The following is a 17,523-nucleotide window of genomic DNA, read 5'->3' on the forward strand; positions in this document are numbered from 1 at the left end:
TGCTAAGGCGCGGATTTCGTGTTGCAATCCCTTCACAATCGGATTGCGGCCGTTCGACTGTGCGTTTCACGACGTTGATAGCCAAGGCTTCGAGAGGCGAAACTTCGGACTTGAAGACCTTGGATATAGAGACCCGGGAATTGAACAGACAGCGGAAAGCCCGCTTGTGGCGTGGCACGTGGAAAACGTGGCCGCGTCTTTTTTATGTCTAGACTGGGAGAGAGACGATGCCGAAGGGTACCGTCAAATGGTTCAACCCGACCAAAGGCTACGGGTTCATCAAGCCCGCCGTCGGCGACAAGGACGTGTTCGTCCACATCTCGGCGGTCGAACGCGCAGGTCTCAGCACATTGAACGAGAACCAGACCGTCGAGTACGAACTGGTGGAGAACCGCGGCAAGGCGTCGGCAGAGAACCTCAAGGTTCACTGAACGCCGCTGCTAGCGGAATTCATCCGGACGCCTCCCCCGGCCGCATCACCCGGGGGATTGTGCTCGGTGATCTCTCGTGCAATTGCGCGCTAAGGCGCCGGCGCGATCAGCGTGCTGTCGGTTGCCGCGCTGCCTTGCGTCCTGCAGACATCGCCTTCGAGTTTGAGCCGGCCGCTCGCCAGAAGCCGCAGCGCCTCCGGATAGATGCGATGCTCGACGGTGATCACGCGTGCGGCGAGCGTCTCCGGCGTGTCGTCGTCAGCCACAGTGACCGCACCCTGCATCACGATCGGTCCCGCGTCGGTCTCCGGGATCACGAAATGCACCGTCGCGCCGGACAGCTTGACCCCTGCACGCAAGGCCTGGCCGTGCGGATCGAGGCCGGGAAAGCAGGGCAGCAGCGACGGATGGATGTTGAGCATCCGCCCGTACCAGTGCCGGACGAACTCGGCGGTGAACAGCCGCATGAAGCCGCCGAGGCAGATCAGCTCGACCTGCTTGTCGTCGAGCGCCCGCTGCAGCGCCGCCTCGAAGCCGGCGCGGTCCTTGCCGAACGGCTTGCTCTCGATGACGACGGTCGGAATACCACTCGCGGCCGCCTTCTCGAGCCCGGGAGCGTTGGCGCGGTTGGAGATCACGGCGACGATCTCAGCCGGAAAATCCGCAGCCTTCGCAGCCTCGATCAGCGCGGCCATGTTGGAGCCGCGGCCGGAAATCAGGATGGCTGTGCGGCGCTTCATCGCGAAAGATCGAGATGACCGTGATAGACCACCCGATGCTCATGCACCCCCTTGGCCTCGATCACTTCACCGAGCAGCGTCACGGTCTCGCCGCCGGCGGTGAAGGCTTCGGTCACCGCATCGACCGCCTCACGCTTGATGATCGCGATCATGCCGATGCCGCAGTTGAAGGTGCGCAGCAGCTCGAGCTCGGCGATGCCGCCCTGCTCTGCCAGCCATTTGAACACCGGCAGTACCGGCAGCCGCGCCAGATCGATGCCGACGCCGAGATGCTTCGGCAGTACGCGCGGAATGTTGTCGGTGAAGCCGCCGCCGGTGATGTGGGCGAGCCCCTTCACCGCGCCGGTCTCGCGGATCGCACGCAGGCAGGATTTCACGTAGAGCCTGGTCGGCGTCAGCAGCGCCGCGCCGAGCGTCATGACCGGCGCGAACGGCGCCGGCGCGTCATAGCCAACGCCGGATTGCTCGACGATCTTGCGCACCAGCGAATAGCCGTTGGAGTGCACGCCGGAGGACGCCAGGCCGATCACCGCGTCGCCCGCCGCGATATCGCCCGTCGGCAGCAGGGTGCCGCGCTCGGCCGCACCGACCGCAAAGCCGCCGAGGTCGTAATCGCCATCCTTGTAGAGGCCGGGCATCTCGGCGGTCTCGCCGCCGATCAGCGCGCAGCCGGATTCGCGGCAGCCCTCGGCGATGCCAGCGACGATCTGCGCCGTGGCCTCCGGGTGGAGCTTGCCGCAGGCGAAATAGTCGAGGAAGAACAGCGGTTCCGCGCCCTGCACGACGAGGTCGTTGACCGACATTGCGACCAAATCGATGCCGATGCCGCTGTGGAGGCCGGTCTCGATCGCGATCTTCAGCTTCGTGCCGACGCCATCGGTCGCGGCCACCAGGACCGGATCCTTGAAGCCGGCGGCCTTGAGGTCGAACAGCCCGCCGAATCCGCCGATCTCGGCGTCCGCGCCGGGCCGTGCGGTGGCCCGCACCATCGGCTTGATCAGATCGACCAGACGATTGCCGGCGTCGATATCGACACCCGAATCCGCGTAAGTGAGCCCGTTTTTGCGCTCGGTCATGCCCAATTCCAGATGATAGGGGCTGGTTACGAGGAATTCCGCCCCCGCGCAATGGCTCGCGGCGATGCGGCCGCGATACTATGTAGATAACACCCGGCCGCCGCGCAAAAGAGCCGGATATCGAGTAAAATCAGGCTTCTAGCCGGGAAGCGATTCGAGTTGAGCATTCCGAATATCATCACCCTCGGCCGCATCATCCTGGTGCCGGTGATCGTCTGGGCCATCGTCTCGAGCCAGATGGAGATCGCGTTTGCGATCTTCGTGATCGCCGGCGTCTCGGACGCGGTCGACGGTTTCCTTGCCAAGCGCTTCAACATGGCGAGTGAGCTCGGCGCCCTGCTCGACCCGCTCGCCGACAAGGCGCTGCTGGTGTCGATCTATGTCGCGCTGGGAATCTGGGGCGCGGTGCCGCGCTGGATCGTGATTCTCGTGGTGTCGCGCGACATCATGATCGTCTCCGCCGTGATTGTGTCATGGTTGTTCGACAAGCCGGTCGAGATGAAGCCGTTGATGGTGTCGAAGCTGAACACGGTGGCACAGGTCGCATTCGCGGCCCTGGTGCTGGCTTCGCTCGGCTTCGGGTTTCAGCCGCACCCCTACGACCTGATCCTGATGGGTCTGGTCACGATCTTTACTTTGGGTTCGGTGTCCCTCTATCTCGTGGAGTGGGTGCGGCACATGAGCACGATCGAGGCTCGGTAGCGCACGATCCGGACAAGTGGAAACCGGCTTTCCCGCGACAAGCGCGAAGCGTTTGCGCAGGGATCATGCTAAAATAACGTGGTTTGGAGATTTGCGTGGCCGGTAGCGTTCAACCTCGTCAATTGGCTTTGGCCTTGCCGCACGAGGAGAAGCTGACCCGCGACGATTTCCTTGAGGGGCCCGCCAACGAGGCGGCGCTGGCGCTGATCGACGGCTGGCCCGACTGGCCGAATCGAATCATGCTGCTAGTGGGGTCCGAAGGCTCCGGCAAGAGCCACCTCGCCGCGATCTGGGCCGAGATCGCCGGCGCGCGCTCGACCGCGGCGCATGCCCTGACCGCCGACACGGTGCCAATGGCGCTCGCGACAGGCGCGCTGGTGGTCGAGGACCTCCGGCCGGCGGATTTCGACGAGCGCGCGATGTTCCATCTGATGAATCTCGCACGCCAGGACGATGCCTTCGTCCTGATCACGGCGCGCGTGCCGCCCTCGGCGTTCGAGATCGAGCTGCGCGATCTGCGCTCCCGGCTTCGCGCGGTGCCGACGGTGACGCTGCTGCCACCCGACGACCAGCTGTTCCGCGGCCTGATCGTCAAGTTCTGCGCCGATCGCCAGATGAGCGTGGACGAGCCGCTCGTCAGCTACCTGACCAACCGGATCGAGCGGTCCTATACAGCCGTCCGCCAAGCGGTCGAGTTGCTCGACACCGAGGCGCTCCGGCTCGGCCGGCCGGTGACCCGGGCGCTGGCGGCCGAGCTGTTGCGCGATGCTTGACCGTCCCCGCGGCTTGACGGCGCGGGCCGGCGGAACATCAATGTCATCGAAACGTCATCGCAATATCACATGGTCTGCGCGGCCCTCGGCTAGACCGCCCCAGCCCCCTGCCCGGAATTGGACCAGCACTTGATGGACTCGGCACAAGCACCTGAAATCAAAGAGAAAGAGGCGGAGCTCCCGCCCGTCCCCGCGGTCGCGACCAGCCCCGAGCGATTCATCAACCGGGAGCTGTCCTGGCTGCACTTCAACCGCCGGGTGCTCGAGGAATCGGTCAATCTCGGCCATCCCCTGCTGGAGCGGGTCCGCTTCCTGTCGATTTCAGCGAATAACCTCGACGAGTTCTTCATGGTCCGCGTCGCCGGCATCAAGGCCCAGGTCCGCGAGGGCATTGCCGAGCGTAGCCCGGACGGCCTGCTGCCGGCCGAGCAGCTCGTGATGATCAACAAGACCGTGTCGCAGCTCGCCTCCGACCAGCAGGCTATCTGGAGCGACCTGCGCGAGCTCCTGTCCAAGGTCGGCATCCAGCTGGTCGACGGGCGCGACGTCACCAAATCCGAACGCACCTGGATCGAGGATCACTTCCTCCACAATATCTTCCCGCTGCTGACGCCGCTTGCGATCGACCCGGCGCATCCGTTCCCGTTCATCCCGAACCTCGGCTTCACGGTCGCGCTCCAATTGTCGCGGGTCTCCGACGGCAAGGCGATGAACGCGCTGATCCGCATGCCCGGCAAGATCGACCGCTTCATCCGCATTCCCTCGACCAAGGAAGGCGCGCCGGCGCGGCTGATCACGCTCGAGCAGGCCACCGGTCTGTTCATCGGCCGCCTGTTCCCCGGCTACACCGTCAAGGGCCAGGGCGCGTTCCGCATCATCAGGGACTCCGAACTCGAAATCGAGGAAGAGGCCGAAGACCTCGTTCGCCTGTTCGAGACCGCGCTCAAGCGCCGCCGGCGCGGGTCGGTGATCCGGCTCGAGATCGAGGCCACAATGCCCGAAGAGCTGCGCGTCTTCGTGCAGCAGGCATTGTCGGCCACGGATGATGAAGTGATCCTGGTCGACGGCGTGCTCGCGATGAACGAGCTGTCGCAGCTCACCCGCCTCAATCGCCCCGACCTCGAATTCCCGCCCTACGTGCCGCGCCATCCCGAACGAGTGCGCGACCATGGCGGCGATATCTTCGCCGCCATCCGCCAGAAGGACCTCGTGGTTCATCACCCCTACGAATCCTTCGACGTCGTCGTCCAGTTCCTGCAGCAGGCGGCGCGCGATCCCGACGTGGTCGCGATCAAGCAGACGCTCTATCGCACCTCGAACAACTCGCCGATCGTGCGCGCGCTGGCGGATGCCGCCGAAGCCGGCAAGTCGGTGACCGCGCTGATCGAATTGAAGGCGCGCTTCGACGAGGAGGCCAATATCCGCTGGGCGCGCGACCTCGAACGCGCCGGCGTGCAGGTCGTCTACGGCTTCATCGAGCTGAAGACCCACGCCAAGCTGTCGATGGTGGTGCGCCGCGAGGGCGGCAACCTCACCACCTATGTGCACACCGGCACCGGCAACTATCATCCGGTCACCGCCCGCATCTACACCGACGTCTCCTACTTCACGTCGGACCCGATCATCGGCCGCGACGTCGCGCGGGTGTTCAACTACATCACCGGCTATGCCGAGCCGAGCGACATCGAGAAGATGGCGGTGTCGCCGCTGACATTGCGCAAGCGGATCATCGAGCACATCCACGGCGAGATCGCCCACGTCAAGCATGGCCGGCCCGGCGCGATCTGGATGAAGATGAACGCGCTGGTCGATCCTGACATCATCGACGCGCTGTACGACGCCTCGCAGGCCGGCGTCTCGATCGAGCTCGTGGTGCGCGGCATCTGCTGCCTGCGGCCGGGGCTGCCCGGATTGTCGGAGAACATCCGCGTCAAATCGGTGATCGGCCGATTCCTGGAACACGGCCGGATCTATTGCTTCGGCATGGGCCAGGGCCTGCCGAGCGCAAAAGCTGCTGTGTATATCTCGTCCGCCGACATGATGCCGCGGAACCTCGACCGCCGCGTCGAGGTTCTCTGTCCGCTGCAAAATCCGACGGTGCATCAGCAGGTTCTCGAACAGATCATGGTCGCGAACCTGAAGGATACCGAGCAGAGCTGGCAATTGTTGCCGGATGGGTCCTCAACGCGTATGAAGGCCGCGAAAGGCGAAGAGCCGTTCAATCTACATGACTATTTCATGACAAATCCGAGTCTGTCCGGCCGTGGTAAGTCTCTCAAGGAATCTTCACCGCGCCGTCTCACGCGTCGTAACGAGCGTCAGCAGCCATCGTCTTAAGGGGGCCCTACGGTGAAGCGGCCGCGGAAGCGCGCTTCCAGCGTCGCTGTGATCGATATCGGCTCGAACTCGGTTCGTCTCGTGGTTTACGAGGCGATGGCGCGCAGCCTCATCACCATCTTCAACGAGAAGGCGCTGTGCGGGCTCGGACGCGAGGTGCAGAGCACCGGCCTGCTCGCAACTGATGCGGTCAACAAGGCGCTCACCGCGCTGCGGCGCTTTCGGGCGCTGTGCCGGATCCAGCAGGTCGGCCGCGTCTACGCGATCGCGACCGCGGCCTGCCGCGACGCCAAGAACGGCCCGGACTTCATCGCCAAGGCCGAGCGCATCTGCGGCGCCAAGATCGAGATCCTCACCGGACCGCGTGAAGCGAAGCTGTCGGCGCTCGGCGTCGTCTCGGGCGTGCACAATCCGAACGGCATCGTCGGCGACCTCGGCGGCGGCTCGCTCGAACTGATCGACGTCAAGGGTAACCGCGTGCGCAGCGGCGTGACGCTGCCGCTCGGCAGCCTCGCGCTGCAGGACCTTTCGAACAAATCGCTCAAGCGCGCCGAACGCATCGTCAAGAACGAACTGCTCGGCGTCGCCCAGCTCAAGACCGGCCGCGGCCGTACCTTCTACGCGGTCGGCGGCACCTGGCGCGCGCTGGCGCGCATCCACATCATCCAGAGCGGCTACCCGCTCAAGGTGATGCACGGCTATTCGATTCCGGCGGCGGACGCGCTCGACTTCGCGCAGCGGCTGCGGCGGCTGGCGGCCACCAACATGCTGGCCAATATCGAATCCGTCGCGGATGCGCGGCGGCCGCTATTGGCCTATGCCGCGCTCGTGCTCGAATACATCATCCGTGTCGCCCAGCCGAAGACCATCGTATTCTCGACCTTCGGCGTGCGCGAGGGCCTGCTCTACGAGATGCTGCCGCAGGCCGAGCGCGCCAAGGACGGCTTGCTCTGCGCCGCCCAAAACCTCAACGAATTGCTGTCGCGCTCGGCCCGCCACGCCCAGGAGCTGACTGCCTGGACCGACCGGCTGGTGCGCGTCGTCAGGCTGCGCGAGACCGAGGAAGACCGCAGGCTGCGTCATGTCGCCTGCCTGCTCTCCGACATCGGCTGGCGCGTGCATCCCGATCATCGCGGCGAGGAAACCCTCAGCCTGATCATGAACGGCAATTTCGGCTCGATCACGCATCAAGGGCGCGCCTTCGTCGCGCTCTCGGTGTTCTATCGCTACGCCGGCCTCAGCGAGGAAAACGAACCACCGCCGCAGATCCGCGCGCTGGTGACACCTGCGATGGACGAGAGCGCGCGCGTGCTCGGTGCCGCGTTCCGCGTCGCGCATCTGATCACGGCGGCGCGCACGGGCGTGCTGCCGGCGACGCATTTCCGCACCCAGGGCCGCAAGCTGATGCTGGTGTTCGAGCACCGGATGGTGGATCTGGTGGCCGATCGCGTCGGCAGCCGCTTCAAGCAATTGGCGCGACTGCTCGGCCGCGCCGGCTCGATCGTGCGGCGCTAGAACCGACAATGACCGGCTCTCTCGCTTGACGCGTTTTCTTCACGCGAACCGGCGCCACTTCGCTCGAAAACGCTGCGGGACCTCACGCCGCCTTGGCAGCGTGCTTGGCTTTCCGGAGCGCGTGACGGCGCCAGATCGATCCGATGACCAGCACCACGACGATGCCAAGCACGGCGAGCGTGATTTCGCCGCCATTGCCGCCATGGGCGAATTGCGGCGACATCCGGACCGAGGTCAGCCAGGAATCGAGCCTGGCACCGAGCGGTCCGGCGAACAGCGCTTCCAGCTTGGGATGCACGGCCGGATCGGTCGCGATGACGTCGCCCGCGATCCAGCCGAGCAGCGCGGCGCCGGCCCAGACCAGGATCGGCAGCTTGGAGAGCAGCGCCATGATCAGCGCCGCGCCGGCAACGATCAGGGGAACGCTGATCGCAAGTCCGAGCACCAGCAGCGGCACGCTGCCATTGGCGGCAGCGGCGACCGCGATCACATTGTCGAGGCTCATCACGATGTCGGCGACGACGACGATCTGAACCGCGGCCCACAGATGCGAGGCCGCGTGCACGTTGTCCTCGTCCTCCTGCTCCGGCACCAGGAGCTTGGCGGCGATCACGATCAGCGCCAGTCCGCCGACCAGCTTCAAATATGGAAGCTCCATCAGGCTGGCGACGATGCCGGTGAAGATGACACGCAGCAGCACCGCCGCGGCGGCGCCGAGAATCATGCCCCACAGGCGCTGGCGCGGCGCGAGCCCGCGGCAGGCCAGCGCGATCACGAGCGCGTTGTCGCCCGACAGCAGGACGTTGATCCAGATGATCTTGCCGACGGCGACCCAGAAGATCGGGGTCGCCATCTCGTTCTTGAACTCGGTGAAGAACGCGCCGATGTACGCCGGATCAAAGATCTGCCACAGCCAGTCCACAGCGAGTCCTATTCGGCCTTGCGGCCGCCCCTGGCGGCGGTGGTCCGCCGCTCCCAGTCCGTGTCGACGCGGTCTCCCCAGGAGACCGCGTCACTTTCTGTTGTTCGGCGTTAGCCGACGATCTCGTTGCCGGCGAAGAACTGCGCGATCTCGATCACCGCAGTCTCTGGCGCATCCGAACCGTGCACCGAATTCTCGCCGATCGACTTCGCATAGAGCTTGCGGATGGTGCCTTCGGCGGCTTTCGACGGATCGGTCGCGCCCATCACGTCGCGATATTTCAGGATGGCGCCCTCGCCTTCCAGCACCTGGACCACTACCGGGCCGGAGGTCATGAAGTCGACCAGTTCGCCGAAGAACGGGCGCGCCTTGTGGACGGCATAGAAGGTCTCGGCCTGGCCGCGGGTCATGCGGATGCGCTTCTGCGCCACGATCCGCAGGCCGGCCTTCTCGATCACCGCATTGACCGCGCCGGTCAGGTTGCGCTCGGTGGCATCGGGCTTGATGATCGAAAAGGTGCGTTCAATCGCCATGATTTCGTCCTTGTAAACGGTGGCTGGGAGTTGCCGGGGCTTATATCGGCGCGATGGGGTAACGGCAAGCGACCCTGTGACGCGTTAGCCTTTAGTTTTGATGGATTTTCACGACAAAAACCGTCGTCCGGGCGGTCTCCGGACAGAGACAGGCTCGGCCAACTTACCGCGATTTCACTTAGGTGAACCCATTCTGACAGCGCCGTGCCGCTGCCGTTCAGCTGCAGCCGCCTAGGCTCTGCACCGATCGGACGCCTTGCTGGCCCCCATCCGCAAGCCTCACAGGACGTCTCGGGAAACGATGTCACCGCGGGCGCGTCATGCGCGCCCATACCTCGAGGAGACGATCATGTTACGCAAATTATCGCTCGCTGCCGTTGCCGCAATTTCGCTCGGCGCCGCCGCACTCGCCCCGACCTCCGCCTCAGCCTGGGGTGGTTGGCATGGCGGCTGGCACGGTGGATGGCACCACGGCTGGTGGGGCGGCCCGCGCGTCATCGTCGGAGGGCCGGCCTACTACGGCGGCTATGGATACGGCTACGGTGGCGGTTGCTACGTGCGCCGCGTCGTGCCGACCCCGTGGGGTCCGCGCTGGCGCCTGGTCAACCGCTGCTATTGATCCATCTGTTCTGTCGACTGCTCCCCTGACTTGCGTTCGCCCCGGCCTTGCGCCGGGGCTTTTTTATGCCGGCAGGGAACCCGGCCGCAGGATGCGCCTCACTACCTCAAGGCGAGAGCAAGGCGGAGGGGAAACCAAATTCGGGGGTCGCGACTTGTCATGGCAAGGATTGACGAAATACGCGAGGTGGAACTCGCCAAGAGACATACCAAGAGCCATGACAATGACCCAGACCGAGAACGATCCCGATCAGATTGATCGCAAGACTTGCCGTTACATCTGCGATGCCGTCGGTGAGCGGCTCCAGCAAAGCATACGCCCAGAACCCGCACTTTCGTCCCGCCTGCAGCAGCTCCTCGACGAAATGCAACGCCGGGACAACGAGCGCCATTAGATATTATGGGTTCACCAGCGGCCCAATTCAGGAGAGATTTTACGGACAGACGGGTTGCGTTTGGCAGCGGCTCCGGTGACAACGCTGCATGCTCTCCATCACTGACATTTCAGTCCGGATCGCCGGGCGGCTGTTGATTGATCACAGTTCCGTGCAAATCGTGCCCGGCGCACGCGTCGGATTTGTCGGCCGTAACGGTGTCGGCAAGTCGACGCTGTTTCATGCCATCCGGGGCGAGCTCCCGACCGAGAGCGGCAGCATCACGCTTCCGCCGCGCTGGCGGATCGGCAGCCTTGCGCAGGAAGCACCCGACGGGCCCGAAAGCCTGATCAACGTCGTGCTGAAGGCCGACCTCGAGCGCGACGCGCTGCTGCGCGAGGCCGAGACTGCGCACGACCCGCATGGGATCGCCGAGATCCAGACCCGGCTGGTCGATATCGACGCCCACTCCGCCCCGGCCCGCGCCGCGGCGATCCTCTCCGGCCTCGGCTTCTCGACATCAGACCAGGCGCGGCCGTGCGCGGAATTCTCCGGCGGCTGGCGCATGCGCGTGGCGCTGGCGGCGACGCTGTTCTCCGCGCCCGATCTCTTGCTGCTGGACGAGCCGACCAACTATCTCGATCTCGAGGGCACGTTGTGGCTCGAGAACCACCTCGCCAATTATCCGCGCACGGTGATCGTGATCAGCCACGACCGCGATCTGCTGGACACCTCGGTCGATCAGATCCTGCACCTCGATCGCGGCAAGCTCACGCTCTACAAGGGCACCTACTCCTCATTCGAGGAACAACGCGCGGCGCGCGAACTGCTCGACGCCAAGCACGCCAAGCGGCAGGCCGATGAGCGCAAGCGCCTGCAGGACTTCGTCGACCGCTTCAAGGCCAAGGCGTCCAAGGCGCGGCAGGCGCAGTCACGCGTCAAGATGCTGGAGCGGATGAAGCCGATCACCGCGCTCGTGACCCAGGACGTTCGCGAGATCTCCTTTCCGGTACCGGAGAAGCTGCTGTCGCCGCCGATCATCGCGGTCGATGACGTCTCGGTCGGCTACGAGCCAGGCAAGCCGGTGCTCAATCGCGTGACGCTGCGCATCGATACCGACGACCGCATCGCGCTGCTCGGGGCCAACGGCAATGGCAAGTCGACGCTGGTCAAGCTGCTGGCAGGCAAGCTCGCACCGTTCGCGGGCAGGATCACGCGGGCGGACAAACTGTCGGTCGGCTATTTCGCCCAGCACCAGGTCGACGAACTCAACCTCGACGGCTCGCCCTATGATCACATCCGCAAGCTGATGCCCGAGGCGCCGGAGAGCAAGGTGCGCGGCCGCGTCGGCGCGATCGGCTTCTCCGGCAAGACCGGCGACACGCTGGTGAAGAGCCTGTCGGGCGGCGAGAAGGCGCGGCTGCTGCTTGGGCTTGCGACGTTCTACGCCCCCAACATGATCATCCTGGACGAGCCGACCAACCATCTCGACATCGACAGCCGCGCGGCGCTGGCGGAGGCGATCAACGAATTCCCCGGCGCCATCATGATGGTCTCGCATGATCGTTATCTGATCGAGGCCTGCGCCGATCGTCTGTGGGTCGTGGCCAACCAGACCGTGACGGCATATGACGGCGATCTCGACGAATATCGACGCATGATCCTGTCGGCCAATGACGGACGGAGCGTGTCGCGCGAGCGCGTCAAGGAGCCGGCAAAGCCGGAGCGTGCTCGCAATGAGAAGCGCGCTTCACCGAGGCAGCGGGTCGCGCAGGCGGAGAGCGAGATCGAGCGCATCAACGGCATCATCGCCAAGATCGACACCGCGCTCGCGCTGCCCGATATTTTCACGCGCGATCCCAAGCAGGCCGCACAGCTGACCAAGGCGCGCGCCGGCGCCGAGAGCGCACTGCAACGCGCCGAGGAAGAATGGCTGGAAGCCAGCGCCGAGCTCGACGAAGCCGCGAACTAGATTTGATCCGCAGGGCGGAGCCACATATATACGGTGTCGTCCCTGCGAAAGCAGGGACCCATACTCCGCGGCGGATGTGGTCGAGGGGACTCGTCGTTCGACGATCGCGCAACAATAACCATCTGTGGATATAGGTCGCAGGGACGACGTGTGGCGGGAGCCTGACTCTCATTCTTCCCGGTGTCATGCCCGCGCGTGCAGGCATCGAGCTGCCGCTGCCGGCGAAAATGCCCTAGCCGTGGGCGGTCTTTTTCTTCTTCGGCTTTGCGGCCTTCGGCTCCGGCGCGGGATCGGGGCCGCGCTCGACCGACGTCAGGCGCCCTGAGGAGAACGTATAGATACCGGCGCGCGCGCCGCGCGACCAGGTCACGACCGCGACGCGCTCGCCGCCCGGCCCGCTGGACAGGTTGACGCTGTCGGGGGCGCCGATGCCGCGCACGACGTCGCATTCAGTGTGGCCGAGTGCGACACTGCCGCCGGTCGGCTGCGGCGGTGGCGCACCGCCAGCCTGCGCGTTCGCATCAGTGGCACCCGCTCGCGGCGCCATGCCGGGACAGCTTCCGTCGGCGCTGACGAGATCGTCGTTGGTCACCGGTTTGTCCGGCGTCAGCGGCGGCGATTCGATCGAGATGTTACGGATGAACACCCGTCCAGGGCGCGAGAACCAATCCGCGTCACGCGAAAAGATGTCGGACGCGCTCGAGCAGCCGGCAAGGCCCGGCGCAAGGACCAGCAACGCCAGCAGCGACTTCCGACTGAATGTTCCATCACGCACGATCGACAAGGCTCCTAACCCCTCTACCTAAGGGCTTGTCCGAACATCACTTTGCGGCATGACCGTGACCCGCCCGAGGAAACGTCGAGTTATCATTAATTCATCGATATCGCTATTGGCGCCGCTGCCAGCGTCCCCGCTCGTCGGCCTGCCAATAGGTGACCTCGAAGCCGCGTGCCTTACACGCGGCCCAGCTCTCCCGCGCCGAAGCCACCGCGTCGGGGTCGTCGCCGTTGAACACGAGGACCAGGCGCTCGTAGCTGTCGCAGTCGGCCGGGAGCGCCGCGTTGTCGACCAGGAACCGGACATTGGCCCGATTCGGATTGCCCTCCTCGATCGACAGGATGATCGGCTGGTCCTGTGCGTCAGCAACGCGCGAGCTCGCATGCGGCAGGAACGAATCGTCGCTGTAGGTCCACAGATGCGCGTCGAGCGTCTCGGCGCGCTCCTGCGATGTCGATTGCACGACCACCCGCCAGCCGCGCTCGAGCGACTTCTCGAGCAGCGGCGGCAGCACGCTTTCCAGCGTCATGTTCTGCAGATGGTAGAACAGAACCTCGGTCATGCGCCGGCCGACACTCTATTATTTCTTGGCTTCATAATACTCGGAGACGAGCCGCTCGAGCAGCCGGACACCGTAACCTGAACCCCAGCTCTGATTGATCTCGGTCTTCGGCGCGCCCATCGCGGTGCCGGCGATGTCGAGATGGGCCCAGGGCGTGCCGTCGACGAAGCGCTGCAGGAATTGCGCGGCCGTGATCGAGCCGCCGTTGCGGCCGCCGGTGTTCTTCATGTCGGCGAATTGCGAGTCGATCTGCTTGTCGTATTCCGGACCGAGCGGCATGCGCCAGACCTTCTCGCCGGTCTGAAGGCCTACCTTGGCGAGGCGCTCGGCGAGTTCGTCATTGTTGGAGAACAGGCCGGCGTACTCGGTGCCGAGCGCAACCATGATCGCGCCGGTGAGCGTTGCGAGATCGACCATGAATTTCGGCTTGCACTTCTTGGCGACGTACCAGAGCACGTCGGCGAGCACGAGGCGCCCCTCGGCGTCGGTGTTGATGATTTCGATGGTCTGGCCGGACATCGAGGTAACGATGTCGCCCGGGCGCTGCGCATTGCCGTCGGGCATGTTCTCGACGAGGCCGATGGCGCCGACCGCGTTGACACGGGCCTTGCGCGCCGCGAGCGCGTGCATCAGCCCGACCACGCAGGCCGCACCGCCCATGTCACCCTTCATATCCTCCATGCCGCCGGCCGACTTGATGGAGATACCGCCGGTGTCGAAGCAGACGCCCTTGCCGACGAATGCGACCGGCGCTTCGCTCTTCTTGCCGCCGTTCCAGCGCATGATCACGGTGCGGCTGGGCCGTACCGAGCCCTGCCCGACGCCGAGCAGCGCGCCCATGCCGAGCTTGGTCATCGCCTTGACGTCGAGAACCTCGACGGTGACGCCGAGCTTGCGCAGCTGGCTGGCGCGGCGCGCGAACTCTTCGGGGTACAGCACGTTCGGCGGCTCGTTGACGAGCTCACGCGCCAGGTTCACGCCGTCGACGATGGACGATTCGGGCGCAAACGCCTTCCTGGCAGAAGCGACGTCGTCGACCGCGATCGAGACGTCGGCACGTACGGTGCCGTCCTCGCCGTCCTTCTTCTTGGTCTTGTAGCGGTCGAACTTGTAGGCGCGCAGCCGGATACCGGTCGCGATCGTCGCCGCCTGGACGGCTGTCATTGCAGCATCCGGCAGCTCCGCGAGGACGGTCATCGCGCCGCTGCCGGCGTTGAGCTTGCCGGCCACCACGCCGCCGAATTTGAGCAGATCCTTCTCCTTGAGGTCGGCTACCTTGCCGGTGCCGATCACGATCAGCCGGTCGACCCTGATTCCTTCCGGCGCCAGGATGTCCAGCGCCACCCCGCTCTTGCCCTTGAACTGGTTGGCGGCTGCGGCCCGCTTGACGGTCTCGGCGGCAGCTCCCAGCGCCTTCCGGGTGGCGGCTCCCAGCTTCAATTGCTCGTCGCAAAAGGCGACCAGAATGCCGCGGGCGGACGCGGAGAACGGGACGAAGCCGACCTTGACGGCGTCGGACATAGGAAAATCCTCCAGAACTCAGGGTGTTGTTCGGGCCTGAGGCGGCCCTTCCGGCACGCGGGGTGAGCATTGCGATGGCGGTCCGGAGCGACCCGGACCGGGCTTGTGGCACACTATGACCTGTCGGCCGCGCCGCTGCCAAGCGCCGGAGTGGCCGGAAGGCCACAAAAGCGATTAATTAACCATAAATTAAGCGCGCCTTGGCCCGGCCATTTTGTTGACGGATCAAAGGGATGGTAGTGAGATTGTCAACAGAGAGTGAGCCGGACGAGTCCGCGGCTCGACCATAGGGGAACCCGGGTTGACGGGATTGGTCGAAAGCCGTGCGTTTGGTTGCGCCAAGGGGGCCGTGCGGTAGCGATGGGGTCGATCGACAAGTACATCTTCAAAACGACGCTGGCGTCGTTTGCGCTTGTCCTGGTCAGCCTTACCGGCGTGATCTGGATTACCCAGGCGTTGCGCGGCATCGACCTGATGACCAGCCAGGGTCAGACCATCCTCACCTTCCTCGGCATCACCAGCCTCGTGATTCCTGCCCTGGTCCTGATCATCGCCCCGATCGCGCTGATGATCGCGATCTCGCACACGCTGAACAAGCTGGCGACCGATTCCGAGATCATCGTGATGAATGCGGCGGGCTTCTCGCCGTTCCGGCTGTTCCGGCCGTTCTTCTTCGCCACCTGCGTGGTGGCGGCACTGGTCGCCTTCATCGGCGCCTATCTCGCGCCCGACGGCATGCGCCGAATCAAGCAGTGGGATGCCGAGATCACCGCCGACGTGCTGACCAACATCCTGCAGCCCGGCCGCTTCGCCCAGCTCGATCAGAACCTGACGATTCGGATCCGCGAGCGCCTGCCCGGCGGCGTGCTCGGCGGCGTTTTCGTCGACGATCGCCGCGATCCGCAGCAGCGCGTCACCATCGTCGCCGACCACGGCACCGTGCTGAAGAACGAGAGCGGCTCATATCTCGTGCTGGAGGACGGCAATCTCGAGCGATTCGAGGTCGGCAAGCGCGATCCGACGCTGGTGGTGTTTCAGCGCTACGCCTTCGACATGTCGAAATTCTCGCAGGGCCGCGACGTCACGCTCGGAATTCGCGAGCGCTACCTCTGGGAACTGATGTGGCCGGACGAGAACGACCAGACCTATCAGCAGCTGTCGGGCCAGTTCTTCGCGGAGCTGCATGATCGCTTCATGGCGCCGATCTATCCGTTTGCGTTCGCGGCCCTCACCTTTGCCTTCCTCGGCGCGCCGCGCACCACGCGACAGAGCCGCAATTTCTCGATCGGCGGCTCGGTATTCGCGGTGTTCGGCCTGCGCATGGTCGGGTTCGCCTGCTCCGTCATGGCGGTGAAGACTCCGCTGGCGGCCCTGGTGCAATATCTGATGCTGTTCGCCGGCATCGGGGTCGGGATCTGGATGATCGTCTGCGGCGTGGTCGTCGAACCGCCGGCGGCATTGATGGAAACGATCAACAGGAACAACGAACGCATTGCGCGCCTCTTCCGGAGGCCCGCCACCGCATGAGCATGGTCACAAACACGCTCGGGCGTTATTTTGCCGGCCGCTTCGTCGTCGCGGCGGTGGGCGTGTTCGCGGGCATCTTCGTGCTGCTCGTGCTGGTCGACTACATCGAGATGGTACGCAAGACCTCGAGCCTGGTCGGGGCCTCCGCGATCATGGTCGCGGAAACCTCGCTGTTTCGCGTGCCGCAGCTGCTCGAGAAGCTGATGCCGTTCTGCGTGCTGATCGGCGCGATGACCTGCTATCTCGCGCTGTCGCGGCGGCTGGAGCTCGTCGTGGCACGCGCTGCCGGCGTCTCGGCCTGGCAATTCATCTCTCCGGCGCTGGTCAGCGCGATCGTGCTCGGCATCTTCGCGACCACCGCCTACAATCCGGTGTCGGCCAATCTGCGCGAGCTCTCCAAACGGATGGAGGCCGAGCTGTTCGGCTCGGCGCCGGGCGGCGGCATCCAGGACGCGTCCGGTTTCTGGCTCAATCAGATCAACGACGAAGGTCAGGCGATCATCAATGCGGCCCGCAGCGAGCAGCAGGGCATCCGGCTGACCGGCCTCACGGTGTTCCGATTCGATACGGCGCTGCAGTTCAAGGAACGAATCGAGGCCCGCGAAGCGACGCTCGAAGAAGGCCGCTGGGCGTTCACGGGAGTACGCCGATACACCCTCGACAAGGCTCCGGTGGATCAGGACACCTTCTACCTGACCACCACCCTCACACCAGCACAGGTGCGCAACAGTTTCTCTACCCCTGAAACTGTGTCCTTTTGGCAACTGCCGAACTACATCCGTTCGTCGGAGAGCTCAGGGTTCGCGACGGCTGGCTATCGCTTGCAGTATCACAAGCTTATAGCGCAGCCGTTTTTGCTGGCTGCGATGGTGATGTTGGCGGCTTCTGTGAGCCTCCGCTTCTTCCGGATGGGCGGCGTGCAGAAGATGGTTTTGAGTGGCGTGGGCGCAGGCTTTCTGCTCTACGTCCTGTCGAAAGTAACTGAAGATTTGAGCAAGGCTGAGTTGATGCATCCCATCGCTGCGGCGTGGTTGCCTGTCGTTGTGGGTAGCCTCACCGGTTTCTTAGCCTTGCTGTACCAGGAGGACGGGTAGTGGCTACCGTCGCCGCCCGCCAGTTGAGGTCGCCTGTATCCGGGCGGC

General features: G+C 64.7%; 17 protein-coding genes. 10 read left to right on the forward strand and 7 right to left on the reverse strand.

Annotation, left to right across the window (positions count from 1 at the left end; all coding sequences use genetic code 11):
* The first annotated feature begins 227 nt into the window (after positions 1 to 227).
* Positions 228 to 431, forward strand: coding sequence for a cold-shock protein (locus ACVW1C_RS02770; RefSeq protein WP_021079877.1), 204 nt, complete (start codon positions 228 to 230; stop codon positions 429 to 431).
* A gap of 89 nt (positions 432 to 520) precedes the next feature.
* Here ACVW1C_RS02770 and purN read toward each other — a convergent pair whose 3' ends face one another.
* Together purN and purM are read right to left on the reverse strand one after the other, a co-directional pair.
* Positions 521 to 1,171 carry a phosphoribosylglycinamide formyltransferase gene (gene purN / locus ACVW1C_RS02775; protein ID WP_456757072.1) on the reverse strand — a complete coding sequence of 217 codons (651 nt, stop codon included), beginning with the start codon at positions 1,169 to 1,171 and terminating at the stop codon, positions 521 to 523.
* Positions 1,168 to 2,247 carry a phosphoribosylformylglycinamidine cyclo-ligase gene (gene purM / locus ACVW1C_RS02780; protein WP_456757073.1) on the reverse strand — a complete coding sequence of 360 codons (1,080 nt, stop codon included), beginning with the start codon at positions 2,245 to 2,247 and terminating at the stop codon, positions 1,168 to 1,170. The genes purN and purM overlap by 4 nt, the downstream gene beginning before the upstream one ends.
* A gap of 159 nt (positions 2,248 to 2,406) precedes the next feature.
* On the opposite strand from purM, the gene ACVW1C_RS02785 reads away from it, so the two are divergent.
* From ACVW1C_RS02785 to ppx, 4 genes are all read left to right on the forward strand, one after another.
* On the forward strand, positions 2,407 to 2,949 hold the full coding sequence (locus ACVW1C_RS02785; protein WP_092113493.1) for a CDP-alcohol phosphatidyltransferase family protein: 543 nt from the start codon (positions 2,407 to 2,409) through the stop codon (positions 2,947 to 2,949).
* Between the two features lie 95 nt (positions 2,950 to 3,044).
* Positions 3,045 to 3,722, forward strand: a complete 678-nt coding sequence (locus tag ACVW1C_RS02790) for a chromosomal replication initiator DnaA (protein ID WP_456757074.1) — start codon at positions 3,045 to 3,047, stop codon at positions 3,720 to 3,722.
* Positions 3,723 to 3,854: 132 nt separating this feature from the next.
* A complete protein-coding gene (locus ACVW1C_RS02795; RefSeq protein WP_456757075.1) occupies positions 3,855 to 6,059 on the forward strand; it encodes an RNA degradosome polyphosphate kinase in 2,205 nt (734 codons plus the stop codon).
* Between the two features lie 12 nt (positions 6,060 to 6,071).
* The gene (gene ppx / locus ACVW1C_RS02800) at positions 6,072 to 7,574 is read left to right on the forward strand and encodes an exopolyphosphatase (protein ID WP_456757076.1); all 1,503 of its coding nucleotides are present in this window, start codon (positions 6,072 to 6,074) and stop codon (positions 7,572 to 7,574) included.
* An 82-nt stretch (positions 7,575 to 7,656) separates the two neighbouring features.
* Here ppx and ACVW1C_RS02805 read toward each other — a convergent pair whose 3' ends face one another.
* Positions 7,657 to 8,496: a TerC family protein gene (locus ACVW1C_RS02805; RefSeq protein WP_456757077.1), complete on the reverse strand. Its 840-nt coding sequence runs from the start codon at positions 8,494 to 8,496 to the stop codon at positions 7,657 to 7,659.
* 110 nt (positions 8,497 to 8,606) lie between these two features.
* Complete coding sequence (gene ndk, locus ACVW1C_RS02810; protein ID WP_106322756.1) at positions 8,607 to 9,029, reverse strand: nucleoside-diphosphate kinase; 423 nt, start codon at positions 9,027 to 9,029, stop codon at positions 8,607 to 8,609.
* A 349-nt stretch (positions 9,030 to 9,378) separates the two neighbouring features.
* Here ndk and ACVW1C_RS02815 point away from each other — a divergent pair, with 349 nt between their 5' ends.
* The 3 genes from ACVW1C_RS02815 to ACVW1C_RS02825 all read left to right on the forward strand — a co-directional run bounded on the left by ACVW1C_RS02815 (position 9,379) and on the right by ACVW1C_RS02825 (position 11,993).
* The gene (locus ACVW1C_RS02815) at positions 9,379 to 9,648 is read left to right on the forward strand and encodes a sulfur globule protein precursor (protein ID WP_173643210.1); all 270 of its coding nucleotides are present in this window, start codon (positions 9,379 to 9,381) and stop codon (positions 9,646 to 9,648) included.
* Positions 9,649 to 9,871: 223 nt separating this feature from the next.
* Positions 9,872 to 10,042, forward strand: a complete 171-nt coding sequence (locus ACVW1C_RS02820; RefSeq protein WP_456757078.1) for a hypothetical protein — start codon at positions 9,872 to 9,874, stop codon at positions 10,040 to 10,042.
* Positions 10,043 to 10,130: 88 nt separating this feature from the next.
* The gene (locus ACVW1C_RS02825; RefSeq protein WP_456757079.1) at positions 10,131 to 11,993 is read left to right on the forward strand and encodes an ABC-F family ATP-binding cassette domain-containing protein; all 1,863 of its coding nucleotides are present in this window, start codon (positions 10,131 to 10,133) and stop codon (positions 11,991 to 11,993) included.
* Positions 11,994 to 12,225: 232 nt separating this feature from the next.
* On the opposite strand, the gene ACVW1C_RS02830 is transcribed toward ACVW1C_RS02825, so the two are convergent.
* From ACVW1C_RS02830 to ACVW1C_RS02840, 3 genes are all read right to left on the reverse strand, one after another.
* On the reverse strand, positions 12,226 to 12,777 hold the full coding sequence (locus ACVW1C_RS02830) for a hypothetical protein (protein ID WP_456757080.1): 552 nt from the start codon (positions 12,775 to 12,777) through the stop codon (positions 12,226 to 12,228).
* 103 nt (positions 12,778 to 12,880) lie between these two features.
* The gene (locus ACVW1C_RS02835; protein WP_456757081.1) at positions 12,881 to 13,333 is read right to left on the reverse strand and encodes a DNA polymerase III subunit chi; all 453 of its coding nucleotides are present in this window, start codon (positions 13,331 to 13,333) and stop codon (positions 12,881 to 12,883) included.
* An 18-nt stretch (positions 13,334 to 13,351) separates the two neighbouring features.
* Positions 13,352 to 14,854 (reverse strand): leucyl aminopeptidase, encoded by a 1,503-nt coding sequence (locus ACVW1C_RS02840; protein ID WP_456757082.1) that lies wholly within the window; start codon positions 14,852 to 14,854, stop codon positions 13,352 to 13,354.
* Positions 14,855 to 15,214: 360 nt separating this feature from the next.
* Between ACVW1C_RS02840 and lptF the strand changes: the two genes are divergently transcribed.
* Positions 15,215 to 16,381: an LPS export ABC transporter permease LptF gene (lptF, locus tag ACVW1C_RS02845; protein ID WP_456757083.1), complete on the forward strand. Its 1,167-nt coding sequence runs from the start codon at positions 15,215 to 15,217 to the stop codon at positions 16,379 to 16,381.
* Positions 16,378 to 17,475, forward strand: a complete 1,098-nt coding sequence (gene lptG / locus ACVW1C_RS02850; protein ID WP_456757084.1) for an LPS export ABC transporter permease LptG — start codon at positions 16,378 to 16,380, stop codon at positions 17,473 to 17,475. The genes lptF and lptG overlap by 4 nt, the downstream gene beginning before the upstream one ends.
* The last annotated feature ends 48 nt before the right edge of the window (positions 17,476 to 17,523 follow it).

This window comes from Bradyrhizobium sp. USDA 4011 (assembly GCF_054063415.1).